This window comes from Bacillus sp. MMSF_3353, from assembly GCF_030733445.1.
Lineage (GTDB): Bacteria > Bacillota > Bacilli > Bacillales > Bacillaceae_G > Bacillus_A > Bacillus_A wiedmannii.
In genome coordinates this window covers 58,018-79,216 of record NZ_JASHJA010000017.1, presented here as the reverse complement: position 1 = coordinate 79,216, position 21,199 = coordinate 58,018, and the positions used below count along the sequence as shown (strand labels likewise).

General features: G+C 35.5%; 18 protein-coding genes and 1 pseudogene. 14 read left to right on the top strand and 5 right to left on the bottom strand.

What is annotated here, in order from left to right; genetic code table 11:
- A pseudogene (locus RBB48_RS23700) lies at window positions 1-401 on the bottom strand (cell wall anchor protein); the annotation flags it as partial.
- Between the two features lie 201 nt (window positions 402-602).
- Between RBB48_RS23700 and RBB48_RS23695 the strand changes: the two are divergent.
- The 7 genes from RBB48_RS23695 (at window position 603) to RBB48_RS23665 (ending at window position 7,183) form a co-directional block, all read left to right on the top strand.
- Complete coding sequence (locus RBB48_RS23695) at window positions 603-1,472, top strand: ROK family protein (RefSeq protein WP_088609560.1); 870 nt, start codon at window positions 603-605, stop codon at window positions 1,470-1,472.
- Window positions 1,473-1,609: 137 nt separating this feature from the next.
- Window positions 1,610-2,203 (top strand): TerD family protein, encoded by a 594-nt coding sequence (locus RBB48_RS23690; protein ID WP_001121585.1) that lies wholly within the window; start codon window positions 1,610-1,612, stop codon window positions 2,201-2,203.
- A gap of 26 nt (window positions 2,204-2,229) precedes the next feature.
- Window positions 2,230-2,814 carry a TerD family protein gene (locus tag RBB48_RS23685; RefSeq protein ID WP_000146727.1) on the top strand — a complete coding sequence of 195 codons (585 nt, stop codon included), beginning with the start codon at window positions 2,230-2,232 and terminating at the stop codon, window positions 2,812-2,814.
- Window positions 2,815-2,896: 82 nt separating this feature from the next.
- Entirely contained in the window at window positions 2,897-3,475 is a 579-nt protein-coding gene (locus tag RBB48_RS23680) for a TerD family protein (RefSeq protein WP_000236650.1), read from the top strand.
- Between the two features lie 73 nt (window positions 3,476-3,548).
- Complete coding sequence (locus tag RBB48_RS23675) at window positions 3,549-4,340, top strand: TerC family protein (RefSeq protein ID WP_000025692.1); 792 nt, start codon at window positions 3,549-3,551, stop codon at window positions 4,338-4,340.
- Between the two features lie 110 nt (window positions 4,341-4,450).
- Window positions 4,451-6,082 carry a YceG family protein gene (locus tag RBB48_RS23670; protein WP_000492830.1) on the top strand — a complete coding sequence of 544 codons (1,632 nt, stop codon included), beginning with the start codon at window positions 4,451-4,453 and terminating at the stop codon, window positions 6,080-6,082.
- 18 nt (window positions 6,083-6,100) lie between these two features.
- Window positions 6,101-7,183, top strand: coding sequence for a toxic anion resistance protein (locus RBB48_RS23665; protein ID WP_001064402.1), 1,083 nt, complete (start codon window positions 6,101-6,103; stop codon window positions 7,181-7,183).
- Window positions 7,184-7,265: 82 nt separating this feature from the next.
- Here RBB48_RS23665 and RBB48_RS23660 read toward each other — a convergent pair whose 3' ends face one another.
- Together RBB48_RS23660 and RBB48_RS23655 are read right to left on the bottom strand one after the other, a co-directional pair.
- Window positions 7,266-9,932, bottom strand: a complete 2,667-nt coding sequence (locus RBB48_RS23660; RefSeq protein ID WP_306008167.1) for a cation-translocating P-type ATPase — start codon at window positions 9,930-9,932, stop codon at window positions 7,266-7,268.
- Between the two features lie 193 nt (window positions 9,933-10,125).
- The gene (locus tag RBB48_RS23655; protein WP_000366197.1) at window positions 10,126-10,350 is read right to left on the bottom strand and encodes a DUF1128 domain-containing protein; all 225 of its coding nucleotides are present in this window, start codon (window positions 10,348-10,350) and stop codon (window positions 10,126-10,128) included.
- Between the two features lie 173 nt (window positions 10,351-10,523).
- Here RBB48_RS23655 and RBB48_RS23650 point away from each other — a divergent pair, with 173 nt between their 5' ends.
- Genes RBB48_RS23650 through RBB48_RS23640 form a run of 3 tightly spaced genes read left to right on the top strand, consistent with a single transcriptional unit; the run spans window position 10,524 to window position 12,433 of the window.
- Window positions 10,524-10,988, top strand: coding sequence for a low molecular weight protein-tyrosine-phosphatase (locus RBB48_RS23650; protein WP_000250910.1), 465 nt, complete (start codon window positions 10,524-10,526; stop codon window positions 10,986-10,988).
- 53 nt (window positions 10,989-11,041) lie between these two features.
- A complete protein-coding gene (locus tag RBB48_RS23645) occupies window positions 11,042-11,557 on the top strand; it encodes a DUF4075 domain-containing protein (RefSeq protein WP_001085384.1) in 516 nt (171 codons plus the stop codon).
- Window positions 11,558-11,563: 6 nt separating this feature from the next.
- Complete coding sequence (locus tag RBB48_RS23640; RefSeq protein WP_001226530.1) at window positions 11,564-12,433, top strand: YihY/virulence factor BrkB family protein; 870 nt, start codon at window positions 11,564-11,566, stop codon at window positions 12,431-12,433.
- A gap of 186 nt (window positions 12,434-12,619) precedes the next feature.
- Here RBB48_RS23640 and RBB48_RS23635 read toward each other — a convergent pair whose 3' ends face one another.
- A complete protein-coding gene (locus RBB48_RS23635; protein WP_306008166.1) occupies window positions 12,620-14,545 on the bottom strand; it encodes a heavy metal translocating P-type ATPase in 1,926 nt (641 codons plus the stop codon).
- Between the two features lie 268 nt (window positions 14,546-14,813).
- Between RBB48_RS23635 and RBB48_RS23630 the strand changes: the two genes are divergently transcribed.
- The 3 genes from RBB48_RS23630 to lepB all read left to right on the top strand — a co-directional run bounded on the left by RBB48_RS23630 (window position 14,814) and on the right by lepB (window position 17,322).
- On the top strand, window positions 14,814-15,764 hold the full coding sequence (locus RBB48_RS23630) for a DMT family transporter (RefSeq protein WP_306008165.1): 951 nt from the start codon (window positions 14,814-14,816) through the stop codon (window positions 15,762-15,764).
- 122 nt (window positions 15,765-15,886) lie between these two features.
- On the top strand, window positions 15,887-16,567 hold the full coding sequence (locus RBB48_RS23625) for a lysoplasmalogenase (RefSeq protein ID WP_306008164.1): 681 nt from the start codon (window positions 15,887-15,889) through the stop codon (window positions 16,565-16,567).
- A 218-nt stretch (window positions 16,568-16,785) separates the two neighbouring features.
- Complete coding sequence (gene lepB / locus RBB48_RS23620; RefSeq protein WP_306008163.1) at window positions 16,786-17,322, top strand: signal peptidase I; 537 nt, start codon at window positions 16,786-16,788, stop codon at window positions 17,320-17,322.
- A 42-nt stretch (window positions 17,323-17,364) separates the two neighbouring features.
- Here the strand turns inward: lepB and RBB48_RS23615 are convergent, their stop codons facing one another.
- On the bottom strand, window positions 17,365-20,127 hold the full coding sequence (locus RBB48_RS23615; protein ID WP_306008162.1) for a tetratricopeptide repeat protein: 2,763 nt from the start codon (window positions 20,125-20,127) through the stop codon (window positions 17,365-17,367).
- A gap of 474 nt (window positions 20,128-20,601) precedes the next feature.
- Between RBB48_RS23615 and RBB48_RS23610 the strand changes: the two genes are divergently transcribed.
- Window positions 20,602-21,198 carry a DedA family protein gene (locus RBB48_RS23610; RefSeq protein WP_046953695.1) on the top strand — a complete coding sequence of 199 codons (597 nt, stop codon included), beginning with the start codon at window positions 20,602-20,604 and terminating at the stop codon, window positions 21,196-21,198.
- Window position 21,199 lies beyond the last annotated feature (1 nt).

Sequence of the window (21,199 nt, the reverse complement as noted above, 5' to 3'; positions counted from 1 at the left end):
TTACCACCAGAACCGTTACCACCAGAACCGTTACCACCAGAACCGCTACCACCAGAACCGCTGCCGCCAGAACCATTGCCACCAGAACCGTTACCACCGGAACCGTTGTCGCCAGAACCATTGCCACCCGAGCCATTGCCGCCAGAACCGCTGCCGCCAGAGTCATTGCCACCCGAGCCGTTGCCACCCGAGTCATTGCCGCCAGAACCACTATCGTCCTGAGAACCATTGTTTCCTGGTGGTTTATTATTATCTTTTGAGTTGCCTTCTGCTAAATGATCGTTATTTTGTACAATCGCATTTGTTACTGGAGAGAAGTTGTCTGTTGCTGAATTACCGATATTTAAACCACTAAAAAAAGATAAAGAAAGAGTTGATGCTAAAATGAAGATTTTTGTCATTGATTTCCTCCTGAAAATTAATATTCCATCTAAAATACATCCCTTTGTAATATTTCATAGGAAAAAGAGTTTTATGCAAAAAAAACTATATATAGAAAAAGGTGGTGTATTTCTGAAGAGAGAAAAGAGTTAGTGTAAATTCTTTATAATAGTAGAGTGGTGGGAATTTTACACTCATTACAGTAGAGGAAGTGACAGCAGATGAAAGAATATATTGCATTTGATATTGGTGGTACGCAAATTAAATATGGGATTGTTTCAGAAACAGGGACGGTATTAAAGCATAAAACAGTTTCAACAGAAATTCATTTGGGCGGGGAACAAATCATTCAAAAACTTATTCTTCTATCCAAAAAATTAATGAATGAGCATACGATTTCGGGAATTGGTATTAGTACTGCGGGAATTGTTAATATTCATAAAGGGGTTGTAACGGGAGGGGTGGAGCATATTCCGAACTACGCGACTATTCCTATTATTGATAGATTGCAAAGGGTATTACAAGTTCCTGTGTCCATTGAAAATGATGTGAATTGTGCAGCTTTGGGAGAGAAATGGAAAGGTATTGGAAACCGAAAAAGAAATTTTATTATGCTTACTCTTGGAACTGGTATTGGAGGAGCAATTTTTATAGATGGAGATTTATATAGAGGGCATTCGTTTAGTGCTGGCGAATGGGGAAATATGTTGATAGAAGGAAGGCCGTTTGAAGAGGTCGCTTCCATTTCAGGGTTAATTTGTCTTGTGCGAAAATATAAAGGTGAAAGTGATTGGAATGGAAAAACGATTTTCGAACTGTATGATAAAGGAGATAGAGAAGTTACGCAAGCAGTTGAGGTTTTCTTTAAACATTTAGCGATTGGAATTAGTAACCTTGCTTATATTTTTAATCCAGAAATGATTGTTATAGGTGGAGGAATTACTGATAGGGGAAAGCAGTTCTTAAAAGAAGTAAAAGGAGAGGTAGAAAAATATTTAAATAAAGAGATTTATAATAATTGTGAGATTGAACTTGCACAAAACGGAAATTGCGCAGGAATGGTTGGTGCTATTTACCACTTCTTACATTAGCATAAATAAGTTATATGAATGTTTTCATATAACTGAGAATTTATCCTTTTTATCACTAGGTAAATAATGCTACAATATAAGGGGAGAATACAATATTTTCCGATTTGGAAAATGCTTTGTAGAAAGGAAGAAACTTCATGCCTATTATTTTAGAAAAAGGTCAAAAGATCGATTTAACGAAAGGACAACCAAAAGTAGCAAAACTACAGGTTGGCTTAGGCTGGGATCCAATTGGACAATCAGGTGGGTTTCTGTCTTCATTATTTGGAAGTAAACCAAATGTAGATTGTGATGCATCTGTTGTTATGTTAGAAGGGGATCGCTTTTTAAACAAAAACGATTTAGTTTACTTCGGAAACAAACTTTCTACTTGTGGTAGTATTATTCATTCAGGAGATAATTTAACAGGTGAAGGCGCTGGTGACGACGAAACAATTTTCGTAGAATTACATAAAGTTCCAAGCCGTATTAATCGTTTAGTATTCGTTGTAAATATTTATGACTGTGTAAATCGTCGTCAAGATTTCGGGATGATTCGTAATGCATATATTCGTATTCAAAACCCGCAAACTGGTGAAGAATTAGCACGCTATAATTTATCGGATAATTATGCTGGCAAAACGACTCTAATTGCAGGTGAAATGTATCGCCACGGAAGTGAATGGAAGTTTTCAGCTGTTGGAGAAGGCACACAAGATAAAAACTTAAGTGAGATTGTATCACGTTATTAATAAAATAAACCGAGGAGGAATTGAATATGGCATCAATTTCATTGAAAAAAGGACAAAAGGTAGACTTAACAAAAACAAATCCAGGTCTTTCAAAAGTTCTTGTAGGACTTGGTTGGGATACGAATCGTTATGACGGACAAAACGATTTCGATTTAGATGTTAGTATTTTCTTAGTAGGTGCTAACGGTAAAGTTTCAGGTGCAGAGGATTTCGTCTTCTATAATAATCCAAAAGGTGCGAATGGTGCTGTCGAGCATTTAGGAGATAACCGAACTGGTGAAGGTGAAGGCGATGACGAATCGATTAAAGTAGATTTAAAAAATGTACCTGCACATATCGAACGTATTTGTTTCTCAATCACAATTTACGATGGAGAAGGTCGTAGCCAAAACTTCGGACAAGTTTCTAACTCTTTCGTACGTATTTTAGATGAAGAAAAGAATGCAGAGTTAATTCGTTACGATTTAGGAGAAGATTTCTCTATTGAAACAGCTGTTGTAGTAGGGGAATTATACCGTCATGCAGGTGACTGGAAGTTCAATGCAATCGGAAGTGGGTTCCAGGGCGGATTAGCATCTCTATGTAATAATTTCGGTTTAGATGTAGAGTAATAGATTTTATATATCCATCGGTGAAACAGGTGTTTACTGATGGATATATTTTTAAAGATATAAAATATAGAGGTGAATATAAATGGTTATTCAATTGCAAAAAGGACAGAAGATTGATTTAGGTAAGACAAGCCCTGGCTTAACAAAAGCAGTAATTGGTCTTGGATGGGATATTAAATCTTATGACGGTGGATCAGATTTCGATTTAGATGCATCAGCATTCCTATTAGATGCGAACGGAAAATGTACGAAGGAAACCGATTTTATTTTCTATAATAATTTACAGTCTCCTTGTGGATCTGTTCTGCATACAGGGGATAACCGGACAGGTGAAGGTGAAGGCGATGATGAACAACTTGTTGTGGACTTAAAGAAAGTTCCGGCAGATGTGCACAAAATTGCTATTACAGTTACAATTTATGATGGAGAAGGCCGTAATCAAAACTTTGGACAAGTTGGAAACGCATTCGTTCGTTTAGCGAATGAAGAAACTAGTGAAGAAGTTCTTCGTTTTGATTTAGGGGAAGATTTCTCCATTGAAACAGCAGTTGTCTTTTGTGAATTATACCGTCATAATGGACAGTGGAAGTTTAATGCAGTAGGAAGCGGTTTCCAAGGTGGCTTAGGTGCGCTTGTAAGAGCGTATGGCTTGGATGCATAAGAAGGGAAACGATATTCGTTTCCTTTTTTTGACCTTTCTATAAATCTAGCAAAGAATAGGGGATAAAGGTAAGATGAGTATTTTGCAAGGGATCCTTGATACGTATGCTCAGTTTTTCGACTTGGACATGTGGATTAAAGTGTTGCAAGATCCAGTATCTTGGGGATTAATAGGTACACTTGTTGTACTTGAAGGTTTGTTATCTGCTGATAATGCACTTGTATTAGCAGTAATGGTAAAACACCTTCCGGAAGAAAAACGTAAAAAGGCATTATTCTATGGACTTATTGGAGCTTATGTATTCCGATTTATTGCGATTGGAATTGGAATGTTCTTAATTAAATTAGCTTGGGTAAAAGTGTTAGGTGCACTTTACTTAGCTTGGCTTTCAATTAAATACTTCATTGATAAAAGAAAAGGTAATGCAGAAGAAGAGGAAGCTCATGGTATGAACCAAAACAGTATTCTCTTCAGAATGTTTGGCGTCTTCTGGGGAACAGTTGCGATGGTTGAATTAATGGATATCGCGTTCTCTGTAGATAGTGTACTTGCTGCATTTGGTGTATCAAATGAAGTTTGGATTCTATTATTAGGTGGAATGCTCGGTATTTTAATGATGCGTGGTATCGCTGGTGTATTCTTAAAATTGTTAGAGCGTATTCCAGAACTTGAAACGACAGCATATATTTTAATCTTAATTATTGCAGCAAAAATGTTACTGTCTGTTATTCATATTGAAATAAGTCATATGCTATTCTTTATCATTTTAGTTGTAGCATTTGGAGCAACGTTTATACTTCACTACATGAAGAATTCTGGACAAGCTAAAGAAGAAGTTGCAGCTACTAAAAATAATCATAAATAATTGAAATGGGTTTGCTCGTTATGCGAGCGCCCATTTTTTATAACTAAAAATAGTTTATAATAGAAGAGAGACTTTATAAAAAAAGTAAATGTTTTTGGAGGTGAACTGTTGTGTTTTCACGTTTTACACTTCAACCATGTGCATTAAAAGACGAATCAGATTTAAAGCAATTTGAAGCGCTTTTAGAAAAACGCCCACAATATGAACTGACAGAGAATGAGATGAAGTTTAGTTATATAGCAACTCGTATTCTTGGTGTTCCTAATGATGTAGATGAATATTTCAATGAGCTATTTGATTATAGCGAAGTGAAAGGGATCGTGGTTTTGCATGAACAAAATTTAAATAAGGTGATTGATCCCGAAAAACTGCGCCATATTCAAGAGGTTTTTACATTACATCAAGAAGCACCGAATGGCCTTACAGTAAATAGGCTTGTCGCCCATCTGTCTGGAAAACAACTATTACCACAAGTAGACAATCCTGACTTACAGCATTATATACATACGACGTTTATTTCTGTATTGAAATTGTATGAAAAACAACATAACCAATCATTAAAAACAGAAGGGTTCCGTCGTTTCTTAATCGATATGATTAAGTTAAGTGACAATTACGTAGCGAAGTGGTTCTCTACGATTAATTATAAGAAACAAATGCCGCGCATTATTTGGTACGGTGATGCACAGGAAAGCCGTATATATTTCTTATACTTTCTTATTATGCTCGGTTGCGATGTACTTTATTATCACCCAGAAGGAAAAGATGGATTTGAGAATGTTGATGAGGAAGGAAGAAGTTTTGTTGTGTCTCATCCAGGTCGCATTTCTCTTGAGCCATTTCCAGATCGCCGCCGTGAGCGAGTTGCGACAGTAGCGTATCAGGCTTCAAAAGAAATTGAACAAGTACTTCACCACGATAACTCACTGCTGTACAAGCCATGGCAATTTCGTTCCTATACGCCTGTAGCTCGTACGCTCAAAACAACGTATGATGAACTCTTTTTAATTACGAAAGAAAAGGCATTTGTGCGTCCAACATTCTTTGTTGAAAATAAACACATTTATATCCCTTCTTTATTTGCGAAAATATCAGGTGTCTCAAAAAATGATAAAGAATATTTTCAGCGATTAAAGGCTATTACATCATTTGATAACAGTTTATTAATTAATACATTTCCGTTTACGAAAGAACAAAAAGCGAATTTCCAATATCATTACCGAGATGCGTTAGACCGCGGGGGGAAATTACACCCTGATTTAATTATGAACAGTCATTGGTGGCCACATAAACGTTTGCCAGAAGGATTGCAACATGGTATTGCAGAGGCGATCATCCATACGTGCGAAAGTGAAATGTGTAAACCCATTGCGAAAGAGACGAAACAAGATGTAGCACTGTATGTTTTCGCACAGCTTTCTCAAATACCGCCGAACATTTTAGAGCAACTTGAGAAATTTGATTACTCGCAAGAAGTACCGAAAATTGTTATATTTAATAATGAGAAGAGCGGAGAATTAAGCCGTTCAGATGCTGTTTTATTACTATTTTTAAATCAAATTGGAGTAGATGTATTCCATTTCAATCCAACGGGAAGAAACGATATCGAACCGTATATTGAAGCAGGAGCATTTGATTCCCATTGGCTTGAAGAAGTTAATTTCGATCTTGAGTTTCATGGTTCATCAGCCTATAAAAATTTATCACAAACAATAAAAGGACTATTTCGTCCATTTTTATAAGGAAAGGGAGAATACCATATGAATAACCCAGTCATACTAGATTCGAAAACAGAATTAAATGAGCAAACGGCACAAGATGTTCGTTTACAACTTAGACAAGATGCAGAAGTACAACGTATTTATAATGCAGTAGATATTAAAGATCAGTTAGAATTAATCGAGCTTGGAAAAGAACCATCTATGGAAATTTCACGTTTCGCTGATCAAATTTTACATACAATGTCTTTATCAAAAATAGAAGACTCTGGAGAATTATTAAAACAGCTTGGTAAAATTATGGACAGATTCGATAGCAAAGACTTTGCGGAAGAGAAAAGCGGTTTCTTCTCACGTATGTTCAAAAAAGCTGATAAAATGATTGAACAGATCTTTAGTAAGTACCAAACAATGGGTCGCGAAATGGATAAAGTATACGTAGAAATTACAAAGTATCAAGATGAAATGAAAAAATCAATCGGTACGTTAGATGGTTTATATGAGCAAAATTTGAAATATTATTTAGACTTAGAAAAGTATGTAGTAGCAGGGGAAATGTTATTAGAGCGTTTAAATACAGAGTTGGTTCCAATGTACGAAGAGCGTGTGCGTAACAATGACCAATTAGCAGGTATTGAATTAGAATCACTGAAAAACTCTGTTGAAATTTTAGAGCAGCGTATTGATGATTTAGAAAAAGCACGTATGGTTGCGCTACTTACAGCACCACAAATTCGTATGGTTCAACGTGGTAATAATAAATTAATTGGTAAAATCAATACAGCATTTATTACAACGATTCCTATCTTTAAAAATGGTATTATTCAAGCGGTAAATGCGAAACGTCAAAAGCTTGTTGCAGATTCTATGGCTGAACTTGATCGCCGCACAAATGAATTACTTAAGAAAAATGCACAAAATATCGCAACGCAAAGTGTGGAAGTAGCGAGATTATCAGGTTCTTCTAGTATTAAGATGGAAACACTTGAGGAAACTTGGAACATTATTTCAAGAGGTATGCAAGAAACGCAACAAATTGAAGAACAAAATAAACGTGAGCGTGAAGAAAGCCGCAAACGTATGGCTACATTAACTGAGAACATAAAAAAAGAATTACAAGGGTAAAGTGAAACTTTAATCAGCGGGGACATCTCCCACAAATAGTGAAATAAATGAAAAGGCAATGAGGAATAATCCTCATTGCCTTTTAGTTTCTCTTTACTAATTTAATGATCTCATTCAAAACAAGTGGAATGATACTTAAGAAGAGAACAAATCCCCAATCTCGCATCGTTAATGCATGTACACCGAATATATTTGCAAGAGGTGGGATGGAGATAATACACACTTGCATAAGAACACCGATAAGAAGGGAGAAGACTAAATATTTATTTGTAAAGATCCCAATTGAAAAAATGGATTTCGTTCTTGAACGCAAGTTAAATGAATGAACGAGCTGAGAAAAACTAAGAACGACAAATGCCATTGTTTGAGCGTGTAATAGAGCATCTTCATCAATTTTCTCTGGGAAAAGAGGAAATAAATTTGTATCTCCGGTATAGAATTTTGCCCCGATGATAAAGGCTGTTAGCGTTAAAAGTCCAATGACAACTCCATTGAAAATAAGAAAAGGAACGCTACCACTAAATAAGCTTTCTTTCGCATGTCGTGGTTTTTCCTTCATCACATCTGGATCTTCAGGGTCAACCCCAAGTGATAATGCAGGCAGTGTATCTGTAATCAAATTGACCCACAAAATGTGAATAGGTCGTAGTGGTGTTGCCCAACCGAGTAAAATAGCTAAAAATAAAGCGATAATTTCTCCAAAGTTACAAGAGAGTAGAAAGAGAATTGATTTTTTTATGTTACGATAAATATTTCTACCTTCCTCAACAGCTTTCACTATAGATGAGAAATTATCATCTGTTAATACTACATCCGCTGCCCCTTTTGCAACGTCTGTTCCTGTAATGCCCATCGCTACGCCAACATCAGCCTGCTTTAAAGATGGAGCATCATTGACACCATCACCAGTCATAGAAACGATATTTCCTTTTGCACGTAATGCTTTTACAATCTTTACTTTATGCTCTGGAGAGACCCTAGCGAATACATTTAAGTGATCAATTTTGCTTGCTAGCTCTGTATCTGAAATGTTATCTAATTCAGTTCCAATCATAATTTCAGATATGTCTTCAGCAATGCCAAGTTCTTTGGCAATTGCAAAGGCGGTATCTTTATGGTCACCAGTAATCATAACTGTGCGAATACCGGCTTTTTTACATTCTGTAATTGAATCTTTTACTTCAGTTCGCGGTGGATCAATCATACCGACAAGACCAATAAAGATGAGATTTTCTTCAAGATAATTTATAACCACATCGTTTGAATTGTATTGTTTAAATGCAAATGAAAGTACTCTTAAAGCCTCTTGAGACATTGCCCCGGCAGCTTCTAATATTTGATTTTTATCAGCATCTGTTAGAACCTCGATTTTACCGTTTTTAAATATGTGGGTACATCGAGGTAAGAGTTTATCAATAGCACCTTTTGTCATGCTATAGTAGCTTTCATCGTATGTATGAACGGTTGACATCATTTTACGATCTGAATCGAAAGGCAGCTCGTTAACGCGTTCATGTATCTTTTCTAAATGATCTTTTTGCATGTTAAAAGTGTTTCCGGCAACAAGAAGGGCGATTTCTGTAGGGTCCCCTGTTTGTGAATCGGAACCGTAAGACGCATCGTTGCATAGCACCATATTTTCTAACAATAGACGTTGCGCATCATTATTTGCATTTAAATTTTCTAAGTGGTCGTATGTGTTATCACTATAAAAGTGAGTAACGGTCATTTTATTTTGCGTTAACGTACCTGTTTTATCTGAACAAATAATTGTGACAGAACCGAGAGCTTCGACAGCTGGTAGTTTACGAATGATAACATTTTGTTTAATCATTCGCTGCACACCAATTGCAAGAACGATGGAAACGATAGCCGGCAAGCCTTCTGGAATAGCTGCAACGGCTAAACTAATAGCAGTCATAAACATTTCTAAAGTATCTCGTCCTTGTAAAAAACCGATGATAAACATAATGACGCAAATAGATACAGCGACAAAGCCTAAATACTTTCCGACTTGTGCTAAGCTCTTTTGAAGTGGTGTCATATCATCGTCGGCTTCATGTAAAAGGGTAGCAATCTTACCAATTTGTGAGTTCATTCCCGTTTCAACAGCGACACCGACTCCGCGCCCATATGTTACTAGTGTCGACATAAAGGCCATATTTTTTTGATCGCCCAGTGGTACTTGCTCATCGCTTTGCATAGAAGGGTGGTAAATTGCATCTTTATCAACAGGAACGGATTCACCAGTTAGAGCAGATTCTTCAACTTTCAAATTTGCGGTTTCGATAAGCCGTAAATCACATGGGATATAACGTCCTGCATCCAGCATGACAATATCACCTGGAACGACTTGTTCAGATGGAATTTCTTTTAGTTCACCATCTCGCTTGACGATAGCTTTAGGTGTCGCCATCTTTTTCAATGCCTCTAAAGCTTGTTCTGCTTTCGATTCTTGGATGACACCGATAACAGCGTTTAAAACTACAACGAGCGCGATAATACTTGCATCAGCCCATTCACCTACAAAGGCAGAAATAAGGGCAGCAATAATAAGGACATATACGAGGACGTCATTAATTTGGGCGAAAATACGCTGCCATAACGTGCGTTTTTGTTTTGTAGCTAATTCATTAGAACCGTATTGCTTTAAACGTTCATTTACGATTTCATCTGTTAAACCGTGTTGTTCGTTTGTTTCTAAGTCGATTAATGTTTGATCTTTCGTCTTACTGTACCAATTGCTCATAAGTAAGCACCTCCAGTAAAAACAGTTAGCAATGGTAGTGTTGCTATTATTTGTGAGTAGTATGTATGGAGAAAAAATCTAAGGTGAGGTTCTACTTCCATTGTACAGTATTTTACAGTTGGTTGAGGGAAAGAGAAGAGTTGTCATGAATTTGTTGGAAATAAAAAAAAGCCTCATATAAACGAGGCTTTTTTTACTTTTTAATTAATGTACCTAATTCTTCTGTAATAGCTTGCATTTCACTGATGCTGAATGTTTCACGTTTCATAACATGCTCATAAATGTCACGTAAGTCTTCGTACATTTCTTCATTAAAGCTAGCAGCTCTCATCGCTCCAGCATTAACCATACGTAATTTTTCTTTAATAGCTTCGACCATATATTCAACGTTTTCTTCTGACTTTACGGATAAATCCACCGAAGTGTCCCCCTTTAAAATAACATAAGGATATCTTAACATTTTTTATCATTTTCGTTAATGAATCTTTTCAATCCTATTAAATTAGTAGGGATTTCCTTTATAATTAATAATTGGTTGTTTATACTATAAGTATATATAAAGAAATGCACCAAGAAGGGAAGAACAAAAATATGGTTCAAGTATTGTTTGTTTGTCTTGGGAACATTTGCCGTTCACCGATGGCAGAAGCAATTTTTCGAGATCTTGTCGTAAAAGAGGGACTCGAGGAGAAAATTGTCATTGATTCTGCAGGAACTGGAGATTGGCATGTTGGCCATCCGCCACATAAAGGAACACAAAAAATTTTAAAAGAAAATGCAGTCACTTTTGAAGGAATTAAAGCAAGGCAAGTAGAAAAAGAAGACTTAACAAAGTTTGATTATATTATTGCCATGGACAACAAGAATATAGCAGATTTAAAAAGTTTAGGTAAAACTGGAGGCTATATTGGTAGACTGTCCGATTTTGTTCCAGACGGTGGCTGGACAGACGTTCCCGACCCTTACTATACAGGGAATTTCCAAGAAGTATATGACCTTGTAACAGAAGGGTGTGCAAAGCTATTAGCTTTCATTCGAAATGAACAAGGAATATGAGGAAGCTTAGAAAGAAATACTTTCTAACATAAGAAATGAAAGGGTGAAGGAATATGGCAAAGAAAAATAATATTGCTCGAAACATTGCGATTGGTGTAGCTGCAGGTGTGGCTGTATCTATGTTGAAGAAGGAAAACCGTGAAAAAGTAAAAAATACTGCGGAAAAAGCAAAAACAAAGATGATTGAAATCGGTGAAAATGCGAAGATAAAAGAAAAAGTGCAAACTGTTACAGATAAAGGACGCGAACTCGCTGACTTCAATGTAGTAAAAGCGAAAGTAGCAGAAATTAAAAAATTGACGCCGTCTGTTGTAGAGACGTTAAAAGAAACGAAAGAAATTTTTAGTAAGAAAAAGGTTGAGCCAGCAGAGAAGCCAGAAACGATTGAAATTCAAGCTGTATCTTCAAAGGTAGATGAGCTGAAAGCAGAAGAAGAGCCAATAGTTGCTGAAGAGGGCGGTATGAAAGAAGCGCGTGAACTATTTATGAAAGACTCAAATGTAGAGGAAAAAAAAACTGAAGCGTACATTGAGTTGAAGCAAGATAAAGAAGAGAAGAAAAGCGTTTAAATATATATGAGAAAAATTTTAGAAAAGGTGAGAAGAAATCGTACTTATTCGTTTGGTAAAGATTTGTATGACCGGACGATGCGCGATGATGTAGCGGGCTTGGCAGCACAGCTCGCTTATTTCTTCTTGCTTGCGATTTTTCCTGGGCTTGTTTTCTTAATTACGCTTCTTGGATTCATTGACCTTCAAACAGAAAGTGTGCTCAACTTATTAGAACCGTACGTACCCGAAGATGCAATGTCTTTAATTGAAGTAAACGTTGATAAAGTTGTAAATGAGCAAAATGGTGGTTTATTATCATTTGGTTTATTATCAATGCTATGGTTTGCTTCAAACGGGGTAAATGCGGTTATGAATGCTTTTAATCGTGCGTATGATGTAACAGAAACACGTTCCTTTATTAAAACGAGAGCTTTATCCATTGTGTTTACATTAGCGATTATTTTTATGATTGTGTTTGCGCTAATTGTTCCAGTGTTTGGACAAGTCATTGGAGCAGCGGTATTTAAAGCAATTGGGTTATCGGATAGTTTTTCTTACGTGTGGAGTATTACGCGATTAGTAGCGAGTTTTTTCGTGCTATTTGCATTGTTTAGTTTTTTATATACATTTGCACCAGATCGAAAGTTAAAAAGAAGAGAAGTCATTTCAGGAGCAACATTTGCTACTGTAGGATGGATTGTGGTATCGTACTCATTTGCTTATTATGTAGATAAGTTTGCGAATTACGCCAATACATATGGTGGTCTCGGTGGTATTATTATTTTAATGTTATGGTTTTATTTGACTGGATGGGTCATTTTACTTGGCGGTGAAATTAATGGTTTACTCCATCATTATAGGACGGGTGACAATAATTCCCGTAATGAAAAGTGAGCTCTTGTTCCATAATAATAGGGAACAGGGGGGATATTTCATGAGTAATAATAAAAAGAATCACAACAATAAAAATAACAATAAACAAAAGAGTAGTTCGCATCCAAAGCATAAAACGAGTGGGAGTGCGAACGGGCATAATAGCTACCATTAAAAAAAACGGGTCCTCTATGAGGGACCCGTTTCTTATTTGTTTCCTTTTAATAATCGTAAGCCATTCAAAATGACAAGAATTGTACTTCCTTCATGCCCAATAACACCGAATGGAAGAGCTAAAAATTGCAAGAAGTTTGAACAAATCAGCATTGCAATTACAGCTAGTGAAAAGATTACGTTTTGCTTTACAATACGATTCATTCGTTTTGATAAGCGGATCGCTTGAGAAAGTCGAGATAATTCGTTTTTCATAAGTACAACGTCTGCAGTTTCTAAAGCTACGTCTGTTCCTTCTCCCATTGCTACACCAATGCTAGCAGTAGCGAGTGCAGGGGCATCATTTATACCATCTCCGACCATTGCTACTGTCCCGTATTTTTCCTTTAGCTTTTTAATCGTTTCAACTTTTGTTTCTGGTAAGCATGATGCGTAATATTCTTTTATATTACTTTCAGAGGCAATAGCTTTTGCCGTTTCTTCATTATCTCCAGTAATCATAATTGCCTCGACACCGATGCTTTGTAATTCGCGAATAGCAGCTATTGTTTCTTGGCGAAGTGTATCTTTTAAAGCGATAAGTCCAAGAATGCCTTCTTCATCACTAATATAAACGACAGTTTTACCTTCTTTTTCAAGTGAGGCAGAAATACCATTATGAAATGTCTTTGTTTCTTCACCGATAAAATCAGCTTTACCTATTTTATAAGCTTTGTTTTCGAGTATTCCTTTTAGCCCAAAACCAGTTACATCTTCAACATTTTCTGGTTTTTTTAATGTAATGTCATGCGCATGTTGTGCATATTTAACAATAGATTCAGCTAAAGGATGTGTTGAGTGACTTTCAATTGCTGCTGTAATAGAAAGTACTTCTTTTTCGGTCATATTTTCTCGAACATATACATCTGTTACGGTAGGTTTTCCTTGTGTTAATGTACCTGTTTTATCAAAAGCGATTGCTTTTACTGAAGCGAGGCGTTCTAAATGTATGCCACCTTTAAAGAGAATTCCATTTCTTGCTCCGTTAGAAATTGCAGATAACGTTGCTGGTGTAATGGCAGCAACGAGTGCACAAGGAGATGCGACTACAAGTAAGATCATAGCGCGATAAAACGTTTCATTCCAGCTCCAGTCAAGTAAGAAATGAGGGACGAACATCATAAGCGCAACAACGAGTAGTACACCTTTTACGTATGTTCCTTCAAACTTTTCGATGAATAGTTGTGATGGTGATTTTTCACTTTGTGCACTTTGGACGAGACGGATAATCTTTTGGAATAATGTTTGATCGCTCGGCTTCGTAATTTTAACTTCGATAGCACCGCGTAAATTTACAGTACCGGCAAATACTTCATCGCCATATTTTTTTTCATTTGGAATAGGTTCCCCAGTAATTGCTGCTTCATCGATATTTGTTTCACCGTTATGAATCGTACCGTCAGCAGGAACGCGCTCACCTGGCTTAATTAAAATAATGTCGTTAATTTGTAATCGTCCAACAGGAACACGTTCTTCGGTTCCATTTGAAATACGTAATGCTTCTTCAGGTTGTAAATCAAGAAGCGCTGAAATTTCTTTTTGACTTTTACTTAATGTATAAGACTCCATCGCACCGCTCAGTGCAAAGATAAAGATTAAAATCGCGCCTTCTGCCCAGTAGCCAATGATTGCAGCACCGATAGCAGCGAAGAGCATGAGCATTTCGACATTTAGCTCTTTCTCTTCAATGGTATCTTCAATACCTTCTTTCGCTTTTGCATATCCACCAACTATATAAGCAAGGATATAGCAAGTAATGCCTACATTCATTGCATCGTTCTTTGTGAATAACCAACCAGCTAAAATGAAAATACCAGATGCGATTGCAAATATAAGTTCATGATGTTTCTTTAATGTATCCCATAAAGAGGGATGAGAAATAGACTTTTGTACTTGTAATGTTTTTACTTCTGAGTTCATTCTACTCGCTCCTTCCAAATTCTTATTGAGAAAAAGAATCAAAATCGAAACCCCTATAAAACGACGAAAGCTGCCATCCATAATGGATAGCAGCATTTCTGTTGAATCTGATTTTAATAGTTATTATGTTGTAATTATTCTATAGTATATCATATGTTTTCGTTAGATGATATGTTTTGTTTGCGTATAAACTGAAAACTTGTGTTTTCACACTTCCTTTGGTATATATGAATATTGTTCATATAAAGATCGGAAAGGAAGACAACAAGTGAAGACAGAGAAATTTTTTACCCATCCGATTGGCGTACTAATTGCTGCAATAGGAGCGACCTTTTTATGGGGGAGCGCATTCCCATTTATTAAATTAAGTTATGCTGAACTTGGAATTCAGCCACAAGAAGTTGGGGAGCAAATATTATTTGCTGGTTATCGTTTCTTTTTATCTGGAGTCATGCTCTTATTATTCTTTAAAGTGTTAGGAAAAGATATGAGCTTCAAAAAAGGAACGGGGAAACAGTTAGTACAAATTGGTTTATTTCAAACATTTCTTCAATATATATGTTTTTATATTGGAATGAGTTATAGTTCTGGCATTGAAGGAGCTATCATTTCAGGAACATCATCATTCTTTCAAATTTTACTCGCTCACTTTTTATATAAAGATGACGCTCTCAATATGAGAAAAATAATTGGGGTCTCTATTGGCTTTTGTGGTGTCATTTTAGTAAATGTACCGAGTGATGGTAGTTTGTCATTCCATTTCGGAATCGGTAGCTTATTACTTCTTAGTGCAGCAATGTTGTATTCATATGGAAACATATTGGCGAAAGAAGGTAGCAAAACATTAGATGTTGGCTATATGACAGCATACCAAATGATTTTTGGTTCTATCGGGCTATTATGTATAGGGGCTTTGCAAGTTGGAGCCATGCCATTTACATTTAGTGTACATGCAATACTTATGCTTCTCTACTTATCTTTCTTATCCGCAGCAGGCTTTTGCATTTGGAATACAATTATGAAGTATAACAAGGTTGGAAAAGTATCAATGTACATGTTCTTTATACCCGTATTTGGTGTGTTATTATCGAGCATGATTTTAGGAGAAGCAATTCATTCATTTGTATTATTCGGTTTGGCATGTGTAGCCGCGGGAATTATCGTGGTGAATCGGACGACAGCTAAGCAGAAAAGGGCGAACGAAAAACAAGTAGCATAGATAACAGGAAAACGATTACAATGGAAGAACAGTACTGTTCTTCTTTTTTTATATAGAAAAAGGATAATAGACTAGGTGTAACGAAAAAAGATACAAAAAGCATTTATTGAGGAGAACATGTTATGAATCTACTTTACATGGTGTTAATTGGACAAATCATTCTTTTTTTAATTGGTGCAATGTACGCAATAGGACAGACAAAAAAAACAAGAAATAATATGCCGTTACCTTTAGCGGTGCGTCTTATTCTTAGTTTTTCTTTAACAGCAAGTGCAATTTGGATATGGTTACAAGATCCATCAGTAGCGTATAGTACGTGGGTTGCACTAGGTATGACATTATCAACTGTAGGAGATTTATTTATGGCAGGTTTGATTCCAATTGGTCATCGATTAATTGGAGGTATGATTACTTTTGCCCTTGCGCATTGTTTTTATGTAAAAGCATTTTTGCAAACAGGCATCTCATGGAATGGTTTTTGGATTGGTTTACTCGTATACGGACTCTTTCTAATTGTAGGATGGTTCTTTTTTATACGAAATGATAAACAAGATAAATTGTTTACGATAGGAGCTCTAATTTACGGATTGTGGGTTGGAGGAATGGCTTGCTTTGCATTCGCCCTATACTATGAGAATATAGGAATATGGTGGATACCGGCTTTTGGTGGTTTACTATTTGTGATTTCTGATTTTATTATAGGCGTGACAGATATTGGAGGACGCAAATTAAAGTATGAACCACTTTGGATTTGGTTTACATATGTAGCGGCTCAAATGTGTATTGTATATGTGGGAATATAAAAAGATACTCTCAAAATAGTGGATAGACTATTTTGAGGGTATCTTTTTTACTGTTCGCAAATAGTGAGATAAATATAGATTATGGTATATAAAAATAATAAATTTATGAGGATGTTATTTTTAAGTTTGTAATATTACAATTTTATAATTCAGAATTTTGTGGAAATTTTACAGTTGAATTCCTTATAATAAAAGTAAAAAGATGATGAGATGGTGGAATGATGCAAAAGAAAAAACGTTTGCGTGAATTCTTTGGAACAATTGCAATTGCATGTTTGTTAGTGTTTTTAGCGAAAATTTTTGTGTTTTTTCCTACGACTGTAAAAGGAGCGTCCATGAAGCCGACGTTACAAGATGGGGATAAGCTGATTGTTAATAAGTTAGCAAAGCAGTTTGAAAGTTATGGGAGAGAAGATATTATTGTTGTGAAGACGGATAATTTTTATGTGAAAAGGGTTATTGGTTTGCCTGGCGATGTAATCGAGGTGAGAAATGATCAATTATATGTGAATCATGAAGTGAAACAGGAAGCGTATTTGTATAGTAATAAAAAACAAGCTGAAAAAAAACTTATGAATTTAACAGAGGACTTTGGACCGATTACAATTCCTAAAAATAAGATTTTTGTTATGGGAGATAATCGCTTAATAAGCAGAGATAGTAGAAATGGTTTAGGACTTATTGATAGAGAAGATGTATTAGGAGAATTAGCGGCAATTTATTATCCATTTGAACATATGAAAATAATGAATTAAAGTAAAAAACCAAGCAAACTGAAATTTGCTTGGTTTTTTATGTTAAATCGTAGGAGACTCATTAAATTCATAGACGTCTTCATTGTTTTTGTTTGTACTTAAAACGAATTTGTGTTGCAATAGTTGCAGTTTAAAGAATGCTAACGGATCGTGATAAGTTTCTGGGTTGCTTCTTAATGTTGCTAATGTTTGCTCGTCTTCCTGTATTTCAAGTTGAGCTGCTTCTACATTTTGTTTCAATATGCTAAGTGGATCTTTAAAGAACATCATGATATCTCGTTCTAATGCGCCTTCAAATACTTCAAATTGAAGGAAGAATTGTTTTGAGATTGTTTGAGCAATTTCCGTATAGTCTTCCGTTTCAATGTATTGTTTATATTTGTTTGCGAGCATAGACTGATTTTTTTGCATGTTACCAAATAGTTTTCCCGCACTTTTTAAGAAAAATTGTGTCGGTGTAAAGCGTAATAAAATATTGATGTTCGTTACTGTAATTCTATTTGTCATGCGTACAACATCTCGATGCCAGTCATCTAGTAATTTGAAATCACAAGGAAGTTTCATGCGTTCTTCTTTATATAATTTATTAAACGTTTCACTCATTTCATCTAAATAAGATTGAGCTTGAATAAATTCATTATGAGCTGTTTCAATCCATTCCTGAATAGAACCAGTAAATTTAGGAAGAAGCACTTGTTGTACATGTTTTTGAACTCGTTCGTTCATCGCAGTATTTAATTCTTCATGAACTAATTTGAAGTCGCTATCTTCTTGAACGAGGTCAGAACAACTCTGTAATAATTCAGGAATTTGAGAATGGATATCTCGTGTGATTTCTTCTTTCGTTAAAAGATAAGATTCTGTAATAGAACGAATTTTATCTTTTTCAAGAGCAGTAAGGTTGTTAATAAATCCATTTAATTTAACTGAGATATGTTTATTCCAGCGTACGGATTTCACTAATGTATTTTCTAACTCCACACGTTCATTTACAAGGTATGCGATTGTCTTTTGAGTAAACCATATTAGTTTTTCTATACGTTCTTGTTCCATGTTACGTTCTGCTAGATTAGAAAGAATAGACTCTGTCACGTCTCCAAGTTGCTGGCTACTCTCTTGTGAAGGAGAGTATGGGAAGAACTGTGCATTTGGGAAATGGACTTTAATTTTACTCATTAGTTTTTCGTTATTGGTCGTATTATTTGTGTGTAATACGAAATGAATTTGTAAATTTGGCACTTGTTCACGTAAATAAAGTAATGTATCAAGTTCTTCACCATGTAATGGTGAAGAAGAATTTAATACGTAAATAAGGCTATCTGCTGCTTGTAAGTATTCAAAATATGAGCTGTTTTTATCCACTTGCCCTTGAACAGGTGGCGTAACAAGAAATGCAAATTTATTTTTTCTTAAAAATCTACTTGGTAACTTAATTTCTATACATTTTTTCTCAAGTTCTGATTCGGAAGGTGTAGCCATTCTTTGATGGAATTCATCAAAGCTAGGTATATTGTGTACATCTAACGCAGTGAATTCTGTTATTTCAGTTTGGCTATCATCTTTAAATAGAATAGGAGTTGTTACAGTCTCAGTTAAGATGTTCTCTCCTAGTATAGAATTGATGAATGATGATTTATCCTGGTCACTAGTTCCCGCTATTAGTAATTGTGTAACATCTAAATCACACAGTTCGTGAACGAGTAACGTAAATTGATGACTTAAATCCACATCGTTTTTTTCAGCCCATACAGCAATTGTTTCGAATAAATGAGAAACTGTTTCCATATTTACATTTGTTTCAGCTGTTGAATTAGAAAGTAGGGCTCCCGCACTTTTTACGAGTAATGACTCTAAAGTTGTAGGTGAAACTTCATTCCATGCTAACACTGCAGCAGAGACAAATAGGGCATCTTTTGCTTTCGTTAAACTAAACCAATTGGTTAATAAATCTGGTACAAGTCCCTGCATTTCATGCATGAAATGCTCACCAGTAATTAACTCAAAGTACGTATCTTGATAGCGTTCAACAATTTCATGCCAATCGTCATTGTTGTCTGTTTCAATATGTAAGAATAAATGATTTATTGTTTGAATCCAAGGTAGATGCAAGTTTTCATTTTGATAGCTGTTCCAAAGCGCAATAACAAGTTCTTTAAATTGGACTTGATCAATTGCATATAATGCTTTTAAAGATTCATAGAAATATTCTGGTTTGATTTGTTTCGTGAATCCTTGATTCACATAATTGATTAAAGTATCGAACCAGTGTAACGATTTTGTTCGAATTCCTTCTTGAACGGCAAGTTCGATAGCATTATTCCAATCTTCTTGTTTTTCATAGAATGAGCGAGCAATTGCAGTAATATTAGGATAGTCAGGTTGAAATGCAACGGCCTCACTAATCGTCTTAAATGCTAGACCTAAACGATCTTGTTCGATGTACAGAGAAAGAAGTTGTAAGGAAACTTCCATTGTAAGAGTTGTATCTTCCGTTTGAATAGATTGATAAATCTCTTCTGCTTTTGGCAAGAATCCTAGTTCAAAATAAGAATCTGCAATATTTTTGGTTGCCCAAAGTGCAAGTTCGTTATTTACTTTCTCCCATTTAAATATCGCTGCTTCAAAGTCTTTATTTTGGTAATAAAATTCACCTTGAGCAAAGCGGATATTAGAAATGTTGGAGAATTCATTTGTAGATTCATTTATATATGCTTCACCGAGTACTTCTGATACTGGAGTAGAAGTTTCTTCTGTTAAAAATGTTTTATAGTAAACCTTTTGGATAAATTGATTTTCAATGGTCATGTTCGTTCCCCCTGTATAATTTAGAAAAATGATGTTGTATGTAAAGGGTGTATGTTCTTTTAATAGGTAGAAGTTGCATTATATCGACCAAACTATGTTTTTGCTAGATATATCATTTTTCCTGAGAGTTAAACCGTTGCGAAAAGTAACTTTCCTTTATTGTAACAAAAAAACAAGCATATGAATTTTTATTTTTTAATCCCACTATTTACAGATAATAAGACTAGCACTTTAAAAAGCGGTGAATACAAGGGAAGTAGGAGGGAGTCGGGCGCACAATTGGTGTGTGCTAAAAATTAGTTAGGATGAACAAATCACCACTGATTAATGGTTCACTTTCTTCCTGCTAAAGGAATGGATAGAAGTAGAGTTCATTATAAAAACAATGTATAGTGAATATGTATACCATGTTTGTCTGAAAGATAGAAAGGGCACAATGTGGAATAACGATCGTGCATAGGATGTGTTTTCCGAATGGAACAACATATTGGCGAGTTAATCGCGCATTATGGGTATTTTGGAATTATTATAGCGTTGGCCGGTGGAATTGTTGGATTACCGATACCAGACGAGTTTTTATTGACCTTCGTTGGTTATAATGTTTCTAAAGGAGTTATGTCAGGAACTGCTGCTTTTTTAAGCGGGATGGCTGGTGCGATGTTAGGTATTACATTAAGCTACATATTAGGTTTAAAACTTGGACTCCCTGTTTTAAAAAAATATGGACCGAAGATTAGAATTAAAGAACATCACATTGAAAAAACGCATATTTTATTTGAAAAATATGGACCATTTCTTTTAATGATTGGTTACTTTATCCCGGGAGTACGTCATTTAACAGCATATTTTGCTGGGATGTCGAATTTAACACTTTGGCGTTTTTGTTTGTACGCTTACGGTGGTGCGCTTATTTGGATAAGTGTTTTTATTGGACTTGGCTGGAAGTTAGGAGAGAAGTGGCGTTTCGTTGAGTATAGCCTACATCATTACGGAGTATGGATTTTATTCATTTCAGTAGTTGTTACATGTATTGTATGGTTTTATATAAAGAAAAAGAAAAACCGCTATTAGC

Bases quoted from the DNA above. Each gene is read 5' to 3' on its own strand.
- RBB48_RS23695 (WP_088609560.1), top strand. From the start codon at position 603: ATGAAAGAATATATTGCATTTGATATTGGTGGTACGCAAATTAAATAT.
- RBB48_RS23690 (WP_001121585.1), top strand. From the start codon at position 1,610: ATGCCTATTATTTTAGAAAAAGGTCAAAAGATCGATTTAACGAAAGGA.
- RBB48_RS23685 (WP_000146727.1), top strand. From the start codon at position 2,230: ATGGCATCAATTTCATTGAAAAAAGGACAAAAGGTAGACTTAACAAAA.
- RBB48_RS23680 (WP_000236650.1), top strand. From the start codon at position 2,897: ATGGTTATTCAATTGCAAAAAGGACAGAAGATTGATTTAGGTAAGACA.
- RBB48_RS23675 (WP_000025692.1), top strand. From the start codon at position 3,549: ATGAGTATTTTGCAAGGGATCCTTGATACGTATGCTCAGTTTTTCGAC.
- RBB48_RS23665 (WP_001064402.1), top strand. From the start codon at position 6,101: ATGAATAACCCAGTCATACTAGATTCGAAAACAGAATTAAATGAGCAA.
- RBB48_RS23660 (WP_306008167.1), bottom strand. From the start codon at position 9,932: ATGAGCAATTGGTACAGTAAGACGAAAGATCAAACATTAATCGACTTA.
- RBB48_RS23650 (WP_000250910.1), top strand. From the start codon at position 10,524: ATGGTTCAAGTATTGTTTGTTTGTCTTGGGAACATTTGCCGTTCACCG.
- RBB48_RS23645 (WP_001085384.1), top strand. From the start codon at position 11,042: ATGGCAAAGAAAAATAATATTGCTCGAAACATTGCGATTGGTGTAGCT.
- RBB48_RS23640 (WP_001226530.1), top strand. From the start codon at position 11,564: ATGAGAAAAATTTTAGAAAAGGTGAGAAGAAATCGTACTTATTCGTTT.
- RBB48_RS23635 (WP_306008166.1), bottom strand. From the start codon at position 14,545: ATGAACTCAGAAGTAAAAACATTACAAGTACAAAAGTCTATTTCTCAT.
- RBB48_RS23625 (WP_306008164.1), top strand. From the start codon at position 15,887: ATGAATCTACTTTACATGGTGTTAATTGGACAAATCATTCTTTTTTTA.
- lepB (WP_306008163.1), top strand. From the start codon at position 16,786: ATGATGCAAAAGAAAAAACGTTTGCGTGAATTCTTTGGAACAATTGCA.
- RBB48_RS23615 (WP_306008162.1), bottom strand. From the start codon at position 20,127: ATGACCATTGAAAATCAATTTATCCAAAAGGTTTACTATAAAACATTT.
- RBB48_RS23610 (WP_046953695.1), top strand. From the start codon at position 20,602: ATGGAACAACATATTGGCGAGTTAATCGCGCATTATGGGTATTTTGGA.